This is a genomic window from Devosia sp. SL43, from assembly GCF_021729885.1.
GTDB lineage: Bacteria > Pseudomonadota > Alphaproteobacteria > Rhizobiales > Devosiaceae > Devosia.
This window is the reverse complement of the sequence record NZ_CP063401.1, coordinates 2,260,210-2,274,883: the sequence shown is the minus strand read 5'-3', so window position 1 is coordinate 2,274,883 and position 14,674 is coordinate 2,260,210. Positions and strand designations below refer to the sequence as shown.

Annotated in this window: 14 protein-coding genes; 6 read left to right on the top strand and 8 right to left on the bottom strand. The window is 61.3% G+C overall.

Going from position 1 to position 14,674, the window contains the following annotated elements; translation table 11 throughout:
- Positions 1–7 precede the first annotated feature (7 nt).
- Entirely contained in the window at positions 8–1,609 is a 1,602-nt protein-coding gene (locus tag IM737_RS11090; RefSeq protein ID WP_236893948.1) for an ABC transporter substrate-binding protein, read from the bottom strand.
- Positions 1,610–1,735: 126 nt separating this feature from the next.
- Here IM737_RS11090 and IM737_RS11085 point away from each other — a divergent pair, with 126 nt between their 5' ends.
- The 3 genes from IM737_RS11085 to kdgD are packed head-to-tail and all read left to right on the top strand — an operon-like array spanning position 1,736 to position 4,396.
- Positions 1,736–2,437, top strand: coding sequence for a FadR/GntR family transcriptional regulator (locus IM737_RS11085; protein WP_236893947.1), 702 nt, complete (start codon positions 1,736–1,738; stop codon positions 2,435–2,437).
- Positions 2,438–2,496: 59 nt separating this feature from the next.
- Complete coding sequence (locus IM737_RS11080) at positions 2,497–3,471, top strand: mannonate dehydratase (protein ID WP_236893946.1); 975 nt, start codon at positions 2,497–2,499, stop codon at positions 3,469–3,471.
- 22 nt (positions 3,472–3,493) lie between these two features.
- A complete protein-coding gene (gene kdgD, locus IM737_RS11075) occupies positions 3,494–4,396 on the top strand; it encodes a 5-dehydro-4-deoxyglucarate dehydratase (RefSeq protein ID WP_236893945.1) in 903 nt (300 codons plus the stop codon).
- A 48-nt stretch (positions 4,397–4,444) separates the two neighbouring features.
- On the opposite strand, the gene IM737_RS11070 is transcribed toward kdgD, so the two are convergent.
- The 6 genes from IM737_RS11070 to IM737_RS11045 all read right to left on the bottom strand — a co-directional run bounded on the left by IM737_RS11070 (position 4,445) and on the right by IM737_RS11045 (position 10,236).
- A complete protein-coding gene (locus tag IM737_RS11070) occupies positions 4,445–5,257 on the bottom strand; it encodes a GNAT family N-acetyltransferase (RefSeq protein ID WP_236893944.1) in 813 nt (270 codons plus the stop codon).
- Positions 5,254–5,988 (bottom strand): aspartate/glutamate racemase family protein, encoded by a 735-nt coding sequence (locus tag IM737_RS11065; RefSeq protein ID WP_236893943.1) that lies wholly within the window; start codon positions 5,986–5,988, stop codon positions 5,254–5,256. Before IM737_RS11065 ends, IM737_RS11070 begins: the two co-directional genes overlap by 4 nt.
- Positions 5,985–6,803, bottom strand: a complete 819-nt coding sequence (locus tag IM737_RS11060; protein WP_236893942.1) for an ABC transporter permease — start codon at positions 6,801–6,803, stop codon at positions 5,985–5,987. The genes IM737_RS11065 and IM737_RS11060 overlap by 4 nt, the downstream gene beginning before the upstream one ends.
- 1 nt (position 6,804) lies before the next feature.
- Positions 6,805–7,662 carry an ABC transporter permease gene (locus IM737_RS11055; RefSeq protein ID WP_236893941.1) on the bottom strand — a complete coding sequence of 286 codons (858 nt, stop codon included), beginning with the start codon at positions 7,660–7,662 and terminating at the stop codon, positions 6,805–6,807.
- Between the two features lie 166 nt (positions 7,663–7,828).
- Positions 7,829–9,118, bottom strand: coding sequence for an ABC transporter substrate-binding protein (locus IM737_RS11050; RefSeq protein WP_236893940.1), 1,290 nt, complete (start codon positions 9,116–9,118; stop codon positions 7,829–7,831).
- A 29-nt stretch (positions 9,119–9,147) separates the two neighbouring features.
- Positions 9,148–10,236 (bottom strand): ABC transporter ATP-binding protein, encoded by a 1,089-nt coding sequence (locus IM737_RS11045; protein ID WP_236893939.1) that lies wholly within the window; start codon positions 10,234–10,236, stop codon positions 9,148–9,150.
- Positions 10,237–10,484: 248 nt separating this feature from the next.
- Here IM737_RS11045 and IM737_RS11040 point away from each other — a divergent pair, with 248 nt between their 5' ends.
- The gene (locus IM737_RS11040; protein WP_442874202.1) at positions 10,485–11,210 is read left to right on the top strand and encodes a GntR family transcriptional regulator; all 726 of its coding nucleotides are present in this window, start codon (positions 10,485–10,487) and stop codon (positions 11,208–11,210) included.
- 96 nt (positions 11,211–11,306) lie between these two features.
- Here IM737_RS11040 and IM737_RS11035 read toward each other — a convergent pair whose 3' ends face one another.
- Entirely contained in the window at positions 11,307–11,990 is a 684-nt protein-coding gene (locus IM737_RS11035) for an outer membrane protein (protein WP_236893937.1), read from the bottom strand.
- A 449-nt stretch (positions 11,991–12,439) separates the two neighbouring features.
- Here IM737_RS11035 and IM737_RS11030 point away from each other — a divergent pair, with 449 nt between their 5' ends.
- A complete protein-coding gene (locus tag IM737_RS11030; protein ID WP_236893936.1) occupies positions 12,440–13,660 on the top strand; it encodes a tyrosine-type recombinase/integrase in 1,221 nt (406 codons plus the stop codon).
- On the top strand, positions 13,650–14,666 hold the full coding sequence (locus tag IM737_RS11025) for a hypothetical protein (protein ID WP_236893935.1): 1,017 nt from the start codon (positions 13,650–13,652) through the stop codon (positions 14,664–14,666). The genes IM737_RS11030 and IM737_RS11025 overlap by 11 nt, the downstream gene beginning before the upstream one ends.
- Positions 14,667–14,674: the final 8 nt, after the last annotated feature.

Genomic DNA, 14,674 nt, shown 5'->3' with positions numbered 1-14,674 from the left:
TCCGAGCTTAGTTTGCGTCGCCCTTGGTGACGGTTTCCAGTCGCGTCAGGCCCCAGGGATGGGCGTCGTAACTCTGTACCCGGGCACTGATCACCACCGGTTCGAATCGCTCGAACATCGGGAAAACACCCGGACTGGACGCAACGAACTCTTCCTGCAGCTGGGTCACCATCGCGGCGCGCTTGGTCGCATCGAGCTCGGCATTGGCCGCAACGCGCAGGTCGTTCAACGCAGGGATGTCCCAATCGGAACGCCAGACGAAGTTGCCGGCATTGTTGGCTTCGAGCGAGTTGTCCGGGTTGTTGGTGAAATTATCCAGCGAACCCAGCGCGGTCGGATCTGCCGCGGATGTCTGCGGAATGAGCAGGTCGAAATCGCGGGCACGGTGCTGAGCGACGATATCGGCGCCATTGCCCTGGATGACACTGGCCGTAATGCCGATTTCGGCCAGATTGGCCTGGATGGCCGTGGCCATGTCGACACGCGGTGGCTGGGCAATGGTCTTGATGGTCAGCGAGAAGCCGTCGGGATAGCCCGCCTCCGCCAGCAGACGCTTTGCCTCTTCGGGCCGGAACGACCAGTCCGGATTGGCAATTGCGCCCTCGCGGTCTTCCGGGACCGGCACGTTGCGTACGCGGCCATAGGGGCCGACGATCGTCTCGGCAATGCCGGCAAAGTCGATGCCATAGGCCGCGATGATCTCGCGCACCTTGGGGTTGTCGAGCGGCTCGCGGCCGGCATTCATGGCCAGGGCATAGAAGCCGCCGGTCTTGGCCTGGTCGATATTGAAGCCTTCGGTGCCTTCAAAGAAGCGCACATCGGGTGCCGTCAGGGCGTTGGCAATGTCGATGTCGCCGCGTTCGAGCATCAGGCGCGCGGCCTGGCTCTCTGGCACATGGCGGAAGACCACGCGGGCCATGGACGGGGCCGTGCCCCAGAAATTTGGATTGGCCTCGAGCAGCACGATTTCGTTGGGCGACCAGCGGTTCAGCACGAACGGGCCGGAGCCGGCAGTGTTGGTACGCAGCCACTCGTTGCCATAGTCACTATTGACGACGTGCTTGAGCACCTCGACGCTGTCGACCACGCTGCCGACGCCGTTGGCAAGGCGGTAGAGCAGGGCATCGGGGATGACGGGATCGGCAAATTCGACGCGCAGGGTCTTGTCGTCGACGGCCGTGATCAGCGTTTCGGCATTGTCGGCGTTAAAGCCAAAGGTCTTGAGGCCGGCAGCGGCGGACTGGTCCATCTTGAACAGGCGCACGAGCGAGAACACGGCATCTGCGGCGGTCACGGGATTGCCCGAGGCAAATTTGGCGTCGCGCAGATGGAAGGTGATGCCGGTCTGGTCAATATCCCAGCTCTCGGCCAGTTCACCATGCAATACGCTGGTCTCGGGGTTGAAGGCGATCAGGCGGTCATAGGTGTTGGCCAGGATTTCCTGGGTCTTGACCTCGGTACCTTGTTGCGGGTCGAGCGAGAGCACCTGCGCCAGCGACGTCCCGATGATGAGCTGGTCGTTCGGCGTGGCAGCGTAAGCGCCCGGTGCAACCGCGATCATGGCGATAAGTGCAGCGCCCGCCATAAGGCGCCTGGAAATATGCTTCATCTAAACTCCTCCACACGATACCATAGCAGACATAGGATGTCGTTGGTATGTCGTAATATGAATATGGCCTTTTGACGTTGAAGGCAATAGCGTCGACCTGGTGAGCGATTGGGGGAGAAAGCAGCAATGGAAACTATGCCAACCCGGCGCCGGGAGCGCCTGGCCCAGGCCGTGATTGACGAACTGAAGCGGCAGATTCAAACCGGAGCACTGAGCATTGGCGACCGGTTGCCCACCGAGCCGCAGCTGGAAGCTCAGTTCGACGTCAGCCGGACGGTGGTCCGTGAGGCTATTGCCGATCTGCGCGCGGCGGGATTGGTAACGCCGATCCAGGGCAAGGGCATGTTCGTGACCGACTCCCCGGCTAGTGCTTTACTCACCCCGACCGAAGTCCAAAGTATCCCGCAAACTCTTGAAATGATTGAATTTAGAATCGCAGTGGAAACCGAGGCTGCGGCCATCGCCGCCTATAGGCGTTCGGCACAGCAAGAGGCCGATATCCGTCTTGCCAACCAGACTCTGGCGGCACGCATTGCCGCTCGCGAGGCCACGATCGATGCCGATTTCGCCTTTCACGAAGCTATTGCGAGGGCGGCAAACAATCGCCATTTCATCGATGCGCTGCATCGATTTGGCTCTCGCTCGATCCCGCGCAGTCAGTTTCCGACGCTGCCGGACGCCGAAGGCAGCGACTACCTGACCAAGGTCCTGAACGAGCACGAGGCCATTCTGGAGGCCATTTCTGACCAGGATCCAGAGGCCGCCCGCGCCGCGATGCGCGACCATTTGACCAGCAGTCAGAAGCGATACCGGCGTCTGGCTCGTTAAGACGGGGTCGACATAGGTGAAAATTCATATTATGTCATACCTCGATCCAGGAGACTGACATGTATGTAGGGACGCAACTTCAGGCCCGCGAGGACGACGACTACCGGGTTTGGGCGCAGCTTGGCATCAGGCATATCTGTCAGGACCCTTTCACCAGGCTGGGCACCTGGACCCTGGACGATCTCAAGGCCCTGCGCGAGAAGGTCGAAAGCTTCGACCTGATCCTCGATATGATCCAGCTCCCCCTGCCGTCCAATCCGATCGAGAATGCGACCTATCCCGATATCCTGCTTGCCGGCCCTGATCGGGATCGCCAGATCGACGCCATCTGCCACCTGATCGAGAATTGTGCGTCCGCCGGCATCCCTGCGGCCAAGTACAATCTCAACCTCATCGGCATTCCGCGCACCCCTGACGAGCGGGGCCGCGGTGGCTCGCTCAATGCCTCGTTCCGCTGGGACAAGACCGATCAGAATGCGGCTCCTGGCCTGGCCGGGGTGCTGTCGGAAGAGGAGAACTGGGAGCGGATCGATTACTTCCTTGAGCGCGTCGTTCCCGTTGCCGAAAGCAACAAGGTCCGCCTCGCCTGCCATCCGCACGATCCCTATACGCCGCCCGGCTACAAAGGTGTCACCCGCGTACTCGGGACCGTCGACGGCCTCAAGAAATTCGTGCAGATGCACGAGAGCCCCTATCACGGGCTCAATTTCTGTCAGGGCACGGTCGGCGAAATGCTGGACAATCCGCGGGAAGAGATTGCTGACGTAATCCGCTGGTTCGGTAGCCGCGACAAGATATTCAATCTGCACTTCCGCAACATTCGCGGTCGCAAGCTCTCCTTCATGGAGACCTTTCCCGATGAAGGCGACATGGACATGGCCGCCTCGCTCAAGGTCTACAAAGAGATCGGCTACAAATACATGATCATGCCCGATCACGTACCCGCCATTGCCGGCCGTGACCCACAGGGCGTGGCTTTCGCTTTCTGCTACGGCTACACGGCCGCACTGCTTCAGGCTCTCGACACCTACTAATCTTGCCTCAGGACTCGTTTATATGACCCCCAATGAGCTCAAGGTCGCGCTTGGCAGCGGACTGCTTTCGTTTCCCGTCACCACCTTCCAGGCTGACCTGACATTCGACGAGGATGCCTATCGCGCCCATATCGACTGGCTCGATGGCTTTGGTGCCGCGGTGCTGTTCGCGCCCGGCGGCACGGGTGAGATATTCTCGCTGACACCCCAGGAAGTGGCACATGTCACCAAGGTGGCAAAAGCCTCTGCCGGCCGCACGCCCATCGTTGGCGGCGCGGCCTATGGCACGGCCATGGCCGTCGAGATGGCCAGGGCCGCCGAGGCGACCGGTGCTGATGGCATCCTCTTGCTGCCGCCCTATCTGATGTTTGCCGAGCAGGATGGCCTGGTCGCCCATGTCAAAGCAGTGTGCGATGCGGTCGGCATCGGTGTCGTCGTCTACAACCGCGACAACTGTATCCTGACGGCCGACAGCATCCAGCGGCTGGCCGACCTGTGCCCCAACCTGATCGGCTTCAAGGACGGCCATGGCGAGGTCGATCGCGTGATCGAGATCACCACCAAGCTGGCCGACCGCATGGTCTATATTGGCGGCATGCCGACGCATGAGCTCTATGCCCAGGCCTATTTCTCCGCCGGCGTCACCACCTATTCCTCGGCCGTGTTCAACTTCGTGCCCGAACTAGCGCAGAGCTTCTATGCGGCGCTGCGCGCGGGCGACAAGCCGACCACCGACCGGCTCCTAAAGGACTTCTTCTTTCCGTTGGTCGAGCTGCGCAATCGCCGCAAGGGCTACGCCGTTTCCATCATCAAGGCGGGCGTCGCAGCGCGCGGTCGCCAGACCGGTCCGGTGCGCCCACCCCTCATCGATCTCTCCGCCGACGAGCGCGACCAGCTCAAGGCCCTGATCGCCAAGGTGGCCTAACGGGACAGCTCTGAGCGAACGAGACCCGCAGCCTCGAGGGGTCAACGGCTAGCCGAGTTCGAGGCTGGTGACCCCGAAGATCCTGTGCATGGGCAAGGTCGGTGGCTTGCCCCGATACATGCGACGGGTCGTGAACCCGCCAACAAAGCCAAGGCGGGACAGGACCTGCAGCCACGCCGTCTGTTCGGCGGGGACGTCCAGGTGGATGAGGCCGGATCGGGTGGCCAGAATGTCTGCGGCGGCATCAATCGTGGTGGCGAAAAGCGGGCCAATTTTTGAGCCGTCCCTGCAGCTGCGGGACACGGCATAGCCGTCGATTGCGCCACCTGTCCGGTGAACAAGGCTGATGCGGGGAGGGGCCAGCCAGTGTCGCAGGAAGGCCTGGCGCGAAGCGGGGAAGCACTGCCGGTCAAGGGTCCTTAGGTCGTCGAGATATCCAACCGCCAGCATTTGGTCGCCTGCGGATTTGTCAGCCAAAGTTCCACTCATGCGAATGGTTTCGTGGGCAGGCACGAAGCCCATCCTTGCGTAATTGGCCTGCTGCTCCTTTACGCCGTCGAGGCCGATGGTGCGGTCGCCGAGATAGGCCATGGCAGCGTCCCACACGGCCTTGCCATGTCCCTGCCCACGCCAGTCGGGGTGACAAATATAGAGGCCGATGTAGCCGAAGTGGTCGTCGTAGGCGACAGCAGAAATCCCGGCGACCATTTGCTGGTCGACAAAGGCACCAAGAAAGCCATCGGGATCGGCGGCCTGGAAAGGCAGCGCATCATCCAGGCCCGGGTTCCAACCCTCGGCCGCCGCCCAATCCAGCAGCGTCTGGATTTCAGCCAGATTCAGCCTCCGGATGGTGCGGTTCATGCCGGGGCGTATTCGGCGAGCGCACCGTCATAACGCTTGGCCAGGGGCGCGGCATAGGCGCCCCGCTTGCTGGTCGAAAGACCCAGAGCCACCAGCGCCTCGGCCTGTTTCACCGCAGCACCCACGCCATCAATGACAGGCAGGCCGAACTCGCGGCTGAGTGTATGGGCCAGATCGGCCATGCCGGCGCAGCCCAGCACGATAGCCTCGGCATTGTCTTCAGCAAGGGCGCGAACGATCTCGTTGCGCAGCCGGTCGCGTGCGCCAGAATTGGGATCTTCCAGCGACAGCACGGCGATGTTGGCGGCACGAATGCGGGCCCGCCCGGCCATGCCGTAGCGATGGGCCAGTTCCTCGACCGGCACGCGCGAGCGCTCCATGGTGGTGACTACGGTGAAGCGCTTGGCGATCAGGGCTGCGGTCATCAGGGCAGCCTCACAGATGCCGATCACCGGCATGCGCGCCATGGCCCGGGCAGCGTCGAGGCCTGTATCGTCGAAGCAGGCGATCACCGCCGCCTGCGCGCCTTCACGCTCAGCCTTGCCGATTTCACGCAGCAGGCCGGGCAGGGCAAACGCTTCGTCGTAATAGCCCTCAATGGAGGCTGGACCCATGCTCGAAGTGACGGGGACGATCTCCGTGTTCGGCGCCGCCACCAGTCGCGCGGCGTGCGCGATGGTCACGGTCATGCTGGCAGTCGTATTGGGATTGATGACAGCGATGCGGGTCATGCGGTCGCCCGACGCCGGTTGACCCAGAGAATGATGCCCAGTGTGACCAGGATGACGAGGAACGAGAACACCGTCGTCACCGTCCCCAGCGCATAGAGCACCGGAGTCGTCACATTGGTGGTCATGCCGTAGATTTCGAGCGGCAGCGTATTGGAGCTGCCCGAGGTCATCAGCGTGCGCGCAAACTCATCATAGCTCAGCGAGAACCCAAACAGGCCCACGCCAATCAGGCTCGGGGCGATCATCGGCAGCACCACATGATAGAAGGTCTGCCAGGAACTGGCGCCAAGGTCGCGCGCCGCTTCCTCGTAGGAGGGCGAGAAGCGGTTGAACACCGCGAACATGATCAAGACGCCAAAGGGCAGCGTCCATGTCAGATGAGCGCCGAAACCGGAGCTGAACCAGTTGGGCTGGATGCCGATCTGCTGGAACAGCACGCCGATACCGAGCGAGACGATGATCGACGGGACCACGAGGCTTGCGACCGTCAGGTAGAACAGCGGCGATGCACCGATGAACTTGCGCCGGAAGGCCAGTCCGGCCAGCAGCGATACCAACACCGTCGCGCCCATGACCATCAGCCCCAGCACCAGCGACCGGCCAAAGCTGGCGCCGAAGTTCCCCACCGCCTGGGTTTCGAACAGGTTCTGGAACCAGCGCACCGAAACGCCATTGAGCGGAAAGGTCAGACCACCCTGCGGCCCCTGAAAGCTGAGGATGAACACCGCCGACAGCGGGCCATAAAGGAACAGCACGAACAGCACGAAGAAGGCTGCCAGCACGTAGAACCCGGCGGTGCGTTTCTCGCTGCCCATCTCAGAGCTCCTTACGGATATCGACGATGCGGAGAATGCCCGCGACCATGAACAGGACCAGCACCAGCAGGACGACGGCGTTGGCGGCAGCGGCCGGATATTGCAGCAGGCTCATCTGGTTACGCATCATTAGTGCGACCGAGGCGGATTGACCCCCGCTCATGACCTGGACAGTCGAGAAGTCCGCCATAACCAGCGTCACCACGAAGATTGTACCGATGGCGATGCCCGGCTTGGCCAGCGGCAGGATGACGTTCCAGATGATCTGCCAGTCTGCTGCGCCGCCATCGCGTGCGGCTTCGACCAGCGACTTGTCGATGCGCATCATGGTGTTGAAGATCGGCGTCACCATGAACAGGGTGTAGAGGTGCACCATGGCCAGAATCACGGCGAAATCGGAATAGAGAAGCCATTCGATGGGCTGATCGATCACCCCTGCGCCAACCAGACCCGAGTTGATCAGACCATTGCGGCCGAGCACCGGGATCCAGGAAATCATGCGGATGATGTTGGAGGTGAGGAACGGCACGGTGCAGACAAGAAACAGCACCATCTGCGAGGTGGCGCTGCGCACATGGAAGGCCAGGAAATAGGCGACCCAGAAGCCGACGAATGCCGTGATAACCCAGACGATGGCCGCAAATTTCAGGGTGTTGCCGTAAGTCTTCCAGGTGACCCAGCTCCCAAGCGTCTCGGCATAGTTCAGGGTCATGAAATCGGGGTACATGCCGGCAAAGTCGTAGTCCCAGAAACTGACGACCAGCAGCAGCAGGATGGGGATGGCGAGGAAGAAGCCGAGGATCAGCAGCAGCGGTGTCGCCTGGATATAAGGCGTGGCGCGTGCGAGCAGGTTGTTCATTGGACTGTCCCCGACATCGTAGACCCCTCATCCGCCCTTCGGGCACCTTCTCCCACAAGGGGAGAAGGGGACCATCCGAGAGCTCACAGTCAGACCCTTCTCCCCTCGTGGGAGAAGGTGGCGCGCAGCGCCGGATGAGGGGGCCTTGCCGGCCCCCTCGCAATCATTAAGCTGCGATGAACTCGTTCCAGCGGCGGACCATGTAGCGGTCTTCGTCCATTACCGAGTTCCAGCAGGCGACCTTGCCCATGCGCTCTTCGAACGAGCCGCCGTCACGGATGGCGCCAGCCTTTTCCATCACGGTGCCATCGGGGGCGAGGATGTCGCCCGTGGCCGCCTTGCCTTCGATCCAGTAGCCCCATTCGTCGGCCGACATGTGTTCCTTGGCCGTTTCCATCGCCGCCGAGTAATAGCCCTGGCGGTTGAGATATCCGCCGACCCAGCCGGACGTGTACCAGTTGATGTATTCGTATGCTGCGTCCAGCTGTGCGCCCTGCAGGTGTGCGGCAAGGCCGAGGCCGCCGCCCCACGAGCGGTAGCCTTCCTTGAGCGGCTGATACTTGCAGGCGATGCCCTTGGAGCGCACTGCCGCGACGGCCGGCGACCACATGGACTGGATCACCACTTCACCCGAGCTCATCAGGTTCACGCTCTCGTCGAAGCTCTTCCAGAAGGCGCGGAACTGGCCGTCCTGCTTGGCCTTGATCAGGAAATCGATGGTCGCATCGATCTCGGCCGTCGTCATGTTGCCCTTGTCGCCATAGGTGATGTTGCCCATGGCTTCCATGATCATGGCCGCATCCATGATGCCGATCGAGGGCACGTTGATGATGGCTGTCTTGCCCTTGAAGGCCGGGTCCATGATATCGGCCCAGGTCGAGATCTCGCGACCCACCAGGTCGGGACGGATGCCGAGGGTGTCGGCGTTGTAGATGGTCGGGACCATCGTGAACCAGCCGGTCTCGCCGGCGGCGAAGGTCTTGTCGCCGGGCGCTTCGACAAAGCCCACGGTGTGCGGCGCGGTGCCCTGCGCGATGACACTATCGGGCAGCAGCTTGCCGGTTTTGAACAGCGGCACGATCTTGTCGTAATAGGTCAGCTTGGACGTATCCATCGGCTGGATCACGCCTGTCGGGAACACCTTCTTGAGGATCCAGTATTCGATATCGGCAATGTCATAGCTGTCAGGCTGGGTCACGGCGCGCTGGGCGGCTGCGTCCGAATCGGTCGCCGTCATCTCGAGCGTGATGCCGAGGTCTTCCTTGCACTTTTCAGCAATGGCGTTGAGGTTGGACACGCCGGTGCCGAACTGGCGCAGCGTGATTGGGTTCTGCGCCCAGATGGTCGGGAAGCCGGTTATGACACCGGTGCCGAGGGCGGCGCCAGCTGCAGCGGCTGCGCCGGTCTTGAGCAGGTTGCGGCGGGAAATGCCGGATTTCTTGGTGGTCTCTGTCATTGCCTTACGTCCCTGTTGTTGGCTTTGATTTAGGAATTGAGCGTGCCGAGGATGATCGCGTCCTGGGCATCCCAATGGAGGGGCACCGCATCGCCCACCGCGACCGGGGTCGCGTAGAAGGCGGTGTCGGTGATGATGGCGGTGAATTCGGAAATGCCGGCACCGTCGATGGTGAGCTTGATGGTGCCGCCGCGATATTCGAGGTTGGAGACGATGCCGGTGAAGCCGAGGCCCTTAACTGGGCTTTCGCCGATCTTGACGTGATCGGTGCGGATGGCGGCGTCGACTCCACTGCCGGCAGGCCGCGGCTCGCCGGAGGCAGAAAAGGTGCCGCCGCCCACGACCTCGAAGGTGACGAGGCCGTTGGAGGAACCCACGACCTTGCCAGCGATGACGTTGTGGTCGCCCATGAACCGCGCCACGAAGGCCGTTGCCGGGCGCTCGAACACATCGCGCGGGCTGGCAGCCTGCTCAATGCGACCGTCGCTCATCACCACGATGATGTCGGCCAGGGCCATGGCCTCTTCCTGGCTATGGGTCACATGCACGAAGGTAATGCCCAACTGCTTCTGCAGCTTCTTCAGTTCGGCCCGCATGCGGATCTTGAGAAATGGATCGAGCGCCGAGAGCGGCTCGTCCAACAGCAGCGCTTCCGGATCGGTGATCAAGGCGCGGGCCAGCGCCACGCGCTGTTGCTGGCCGCCCGATAGTTGCGCCGGCTTGCGGGTAGCGTAAGCCTCCATCTGCATCAGCTTGAGCATGTCGAGCGCGCGCGCTCGTCGCGTGTCCTTGTCAACGCCGCTCATCTTGAGGCTGAAGGCGACGTTGTCGACGAGGTCGAGGTGCGGAAACAGCGCGTAGGACTGGAACATCATGGCCGTGCCGCGCTTGGCCGGTGGCAGGTTGGTCACCACCTCGCCACCCAGGACGATATCGCCGATCGAGACGCTTTCGTGCCCGGCGATCATGCGCAAGGTGGAGGTCTTGCCACAACCCGATGGCCCGAGCAGGCAGCAGTAGCTCCCCGCTGGAATCTTGAGGCTGATGGCATCGACGGCCGTCGTTTTCCCATAGATTTTGGAAACGGAAGCGATGTCGATCTCGGCAGCTTTGGACATCCAGCATCCCCGATTGTCGGGACATGACTATGCATCTGCCGTGCCAGCTCGAGGCTAGGTCATTAACTTGTTGTTATAGCGTGAAATCTCGGTCAATCTGGCATTGTCCGCTTTATGAGCAATCCAAGACGCTGCCTGATTAATGGGCACATGTTCGCATCGTGCGCCGAAATTGTATGCAATCTTCGTGGTGACTGTATGCGACTTGACGCTTTCGCAGCGACACGATTGTCCCTATGACTGATGACATGACGCTTCCCAACCAGACCTTCGCCGGACCCCTCGTAGCCGAGGATCGTGCCATGAGGATCCGCGATCATCTGCGCGACGCAATTGTCGATCGTCGGCTGGCGCCGGGCACCAAACTCAACGAAGCCGAAGTCGGAACACTCTTCGACGTCAGCCGAACGGTCGTTCGCGCCGCCCTGCAGGCGCTCGCCTTCGAAGGGCTGGTCAAGGCCGAACGCAACCGCGGCGCGTTCGTGGCCAATCCGACGCCCGACGAAGCCCGCCAGGTGTTTGCATCTCGACGACTGATCGAACCGGGACTGGCCATCGCCGCCGCCGAACGCATAACCACCATCGAAGTGGCGGCCTTTCGCGAACGGCTGCACCACGAAAGCGAATTGCTGAGCCAGCGCGGCCCCACCGCGCGGCGCGCCGAAATTCATGCCTCGGGCGATTTCCACCTGCTGCTTGCAAGGGTTGCGGGAAACACCATTCTGTTGCGCTTCATGGAAGAGCTGGTCGCCCGCTCATCCCTGGTGATCGCGCTCTATGGCCGCTCCGGCGCGTCAAGTTGCGGCCATGGTGACCATGCCAGCATCCTGGCGGCCCTGGAACAGCACGACGGCGAAGGCGCTGGCAGGCTGTTGTTGACCCATATCGATCACATCGAGGCGGACCTCGACCTCCGCAACACCAGCAACCTGCCGCTGCGCGAGGCTCTGGTTACCAGCGGAAATGCGCAATAGGGCCCGGGGTCTAGGCGCGCACACGAGATCGAGCGTCTTGGTCTCGCCTATCGGCGGCGATTCGAAGCCCAGATTTTTCGCGGCCGTTGGGACGATCTAGAACTTGTAGTTCACGCCGCCGCGGATGACGCTGAAGCGCTGGGTGACGTCGAGGTTGCCCACGGCGGCTGGCAGGCCGTTGTAGGGCTGGGTGCCGAGGTCGACATAGAGGTATTCAGCCTTGAAGGTGATGTTCTCGGTGGCCTTGGCCTCGAGACCGCCGCCGACCGTCCAGCCCATATGGGTGGCCGATTGGCTGGTGACCACATTGCCCGGATCGGTGAGGCTGGCGGTGCCGCGACCCGCGGCGAAACCGCCCGTGATATAGGGCATGACTGAGCCGAAGCTCATGCCAGCGCGGCCCCGGACCGTGCCGAAAAAGTCGATGCCGGTCTTGAAGCTGCCGACGCCCGGAATGTCTTCGCTATAGCCAAGGTTGGACCATTGCAGGTCGGCCTCGGCGCCGACCACGAAGCCGCCCAGATCGAGGTTGTAGCCAGCCTGGCCACCCAGGTTCCAGCCGCTCGTGTTGTTCTGTGTCTCGGCACCGCCGCCGGCCGGTTCGCGGGTCAGCGTACCCCAGCCATAGCCGCCGCTGACGCCAGCATAAAAGCCGGACCAACTGGAAGCCGAGGTGGGCGAATAGATCGGGTCGGCGCCAGCGTTCCAGCCAAGATCGGCGGCGCTGGCGGTGGCAGTCAGCAGCAGGAAAGCGGTGAGTGAAAAAGCCTGGCGCTTCATAATGTAACCTCATCGGCAAAGTCTTTGGGGTCGAATTTCAGCGCAAAATGCGACTCAAAAAATTAACGTCGGGGTAAGGAACACAGTTAACGGCCATGTCGTGATGCATACCCGGCCAGCGTCGGGAGGTGGTCCGGTGAAAGGGTGCTCGTACGGCTGCCAATCTGGCGCCGACTGTCTCAAGTCCGGACGTCCACATGGAGCAAATCACGCCAAGCAGGCGGCAACAGCCGGAACGTTGCGGGCTGCGTGAAGGCGCGGAACTGTACGGATAATTGGTGCCCCCCGCCGGCACAAGAAACGAACATCAACAGCTATCACCCGGTGTCGGCTCGCCGGCAAACCCGCACGAGATCTATTTCGTTCTTGTTGTGTTCCGTGTCATGTTGTATCAAAGATCAGCATGCAGTTGCACCGCCAAAGGTGGACACACAGGTGGACAGCAAAACATGGGTCGTGGACTGAACAGACTAACATCGCTTCAAATTCGAAATGCCTTGGCTGGCAAATATGCAGACGGAGGTGGCCTCTGGCTTCATAAGCGCGAAGCAGGTCCAAACGGTGCCGGCCAATGGTTCTTCCGCTATACCTTGCATGGACGCCGCCGGGAAATGGGTTTGGGCTCCGTGGATGTTCCGCTCCGTGAGGCGCGCGAAGCGGCAACCAAGTGGCGCGTCAAGGTGCGTGAGGGCATCGACCCGATCCATGATCGCCAGCGGCAGAAGCGGGAAGCCGCCCGCAACCTTCATAAGCTCAAGGACATCGCTACAGATGCCTTTGAGTCACGTAAGGCTGATCTGAAAGACGAAGGCATAGCCGGCCGCTGGTTCAGCCCATTGGAGCTCCATGTCCTCCCAAAGCTCGGCGACACCCCCGTCGGGGAAATAGAGCAAATTGCGATCAGGGACGCGCTGGCGCCGATCTGGCACACGAAGGCCGACACTGCACGCAAGTCTCTCAACCGGCTAGCCATCTGCTTGCGCCACGCCGCTGCCCTTGGTCTCGACGTGGACCTACAAGCAACCGAGAAGGCAAGGGCTCTGCTGGGAACGCAACGTCATGTCGCTCAGAACATTCCCGCCATGCATTGGCAGGACGTTCCAGCGTTTTACGCAACTTTGAACGAGTGCACTATCACTCACTTGGCCTTGCGCCTGACCATCCTCACAGCAGCACGGTCGATGCCGCTCCGCTTCCTGCATGAGGACCAGGTCGTCGGCGACATCTGGACTATTCCCGGCGAGGCCATGAAGGGGCGCAAAGGTGCTACCGTCGACTTCCGCATCCCGCTCTCGGCCGAGGCGCTGGCGGTCGTCAGTCAAGCTCGACGCCTTGCCCGAAATGGCTACCTGTTTCCCAGCGCTAGAAAGGGCGTCATTTCCGATGCGACCATGGCTCGGCACATGGAACGCGCCGGGCTCGAAGCTCGCCCCCACGGGTTTCGATCCAGCCTGCGCGACTGGTTAGCCGAGACCACGAACGCTGCCCACGAAGTCGCCGAAATGGTTCTCAGCCATAAGGTAGGCGGCAGCGTCGAGCGAGCTTACCGCCGTACCGACTTCATTGAGCAGCGGCGCACCCTGATGGAGCGGTGGGCGAGATTCGTGACCGGGCAAAACGCGGGCAACGTCATTTCTCTTGTGAAGGAGGTCAGCACAGTTGGGAGTTGAAAAAAGATCTTCTGGCGGCGCCAAAACGCGGGCGGTTTCGCAATGGGATAAGTGGCCCCAAGTTACATTGGCTGGCCGGCGGTTCTACAAAATCCCGAAGAAGGAGTGGAACGCCATGTTCTGCTCTTCCTTCAAGAATATGCCGGGTTGGGAGGAGCCTGACGACGGGGAGCCCGGCGAAACGGTGCTTTTTCCCGTGCATGTTCGTGATAATCATCTGGAGTTTCCCGCCGCGCCGGAGCCTGAAGTCGTTGGACACTGGGCGAAAGCAGGTATCGCCTCTCACGTGATAACTGGCGATCCGTTCGACACGGCCATCAATATGCTCAAGATTGTTGAGGGAAAGGGTGTTGTCGAAGACGACGGGGGCAAAGGGTTCAGCGCCTGCCAATTGCAGGTTTTTGATGAGATGGACTGGTATGGGGAGGTATGGCAGGTCCTGATCGAGCACAAATGGCTCGTGCCTTATGGCGACCTATCCGACGATTTGGCTCGCCAGCTCGAGGAAGTTGCGCCGGGAACAATCAAGGCAGCTAAGAAAGGGTACAGTGAAAACTGGTCCTCGTATGCTTTGGAGATTGCCGCAGTTTTCTTGTGCCCGCCGCTCAGCCGGCTCTGGTACGCGGCAAATTTGATGTCGCTTTACTACTGCCATCAGGACGACCTCCGCTTCGGCTATCTTCTTTCTGAATATCGGTTGCGCCTTCGCTGGGAACAGCCTGCACTTCGCTACGAGCAAATTGCAGAAGGGAACCGGGAGAACGGTAAGCGAGGTGGGCAGAGCACTGCCGCTGATCGACGGCGCCGTATCCTGAATGAACTAGCTGATGAAAACTCAAAAATGTTCACGAAGGTGCTGCCCGGAATGGCCGTGCGGCGCGCAAAGCAACTTGCCCTTCAGCACGATCGAGACACCGGCGAAAATCTCTTTCAACGCGGAGGGCAGCTTCTGAGCGATAACTGGTTCGATGACTGGTTCACTGACTACTGCACAGGGCCGCAGTAAGAAAGCGG

Coding starts and splice junctions, on each gene's coding strand:
- IM737_RS11090 (WP_236893948.1), bottom strand. CDS start 1,609: ATGAAGCATATTTCCAGGCGCCTTATGGCGGGCGCTGCACTTATCGCC.
- IM737_RS11085 (WP_236893947.1), top strand. CDS start 1,736: ATGGAAACTATGCCAACCCGGCGCCGGGAGCGCCTGGCCCAGGCCGTG.
- IM737_RS11080 (WP_236893946.1), top strand. CDS start 2,497: ATGTATGTAGGGACGCAACTTCAGGCCCGCGAGGACGACGACTACCGG.
- kdgD (WP_236893945.1), top strand. CDS start 3,494: ATGACCCCCAATGAGCTCAAGGTCGCGCTTGGCAGCGGACTGCTTTCG.
- IM737_RS11070 (WP_236893944.1), bottom strand. CDS start 5,257: ATGAACCGCACCATCCGGAGGCTGAATCTGGCTGAAATCCAGACGCTG.
- IM737_RS11065 (WP_236893943.1), bottom strand. CDS start 5,988: ATGACCCGCATCGCTGTCATCAATCCCAATACGACTGCCAGCATGACC.
- IM737_RS11060 (WP_236893942.1), bottom strand. CDS start 6,803: ATGGGCAGCGAGAAACGCACCGCCGGGTTCTACGTGCTGGCAGCCTTC.
- IM737_RS11055 (WP_236893941.1), bottom strand. CDS start 7,662: ATGAACAACCTGCTCGCACGCGCCACGCCTTATATCCAGGCGACACCG.
- IM737_RS11050 (WP_236893940.1), bottom strand. CDS start 9,118: ATGACAGAGACCACCAAGAAATCCGGCATTTCCCGCCGCAACCTGCTC.
- IM737_RS11045 (WP_236893939.1), bottom strand. CDS start 10,236: ATGTCCAAAGCTGCCGAGATCGACATCGCTTCCGTTTCCAAAATCTAT.
- IM737_RS11040 (WP_442874202.1), top strand. CDS start 10,485: ATGACGCTTCCCAACCAGACCTTCGCCGGACCCCTCGTAGCCGAGGAT.
- IM737_RS11035 (WP_236893937.1), bottom strand. CDS start 11,990: ATGAAGCGCCAGGCTTTTTCACTCACCGCTTTCCTGCTGCTGACTGCC.
- IM737_RS11030 (WP_236893936.1), top strand. CDS start 12,440: ATGGGTCGTGGACTGAACAGACTAACATCGCTTCAAATTCGAAATGCC.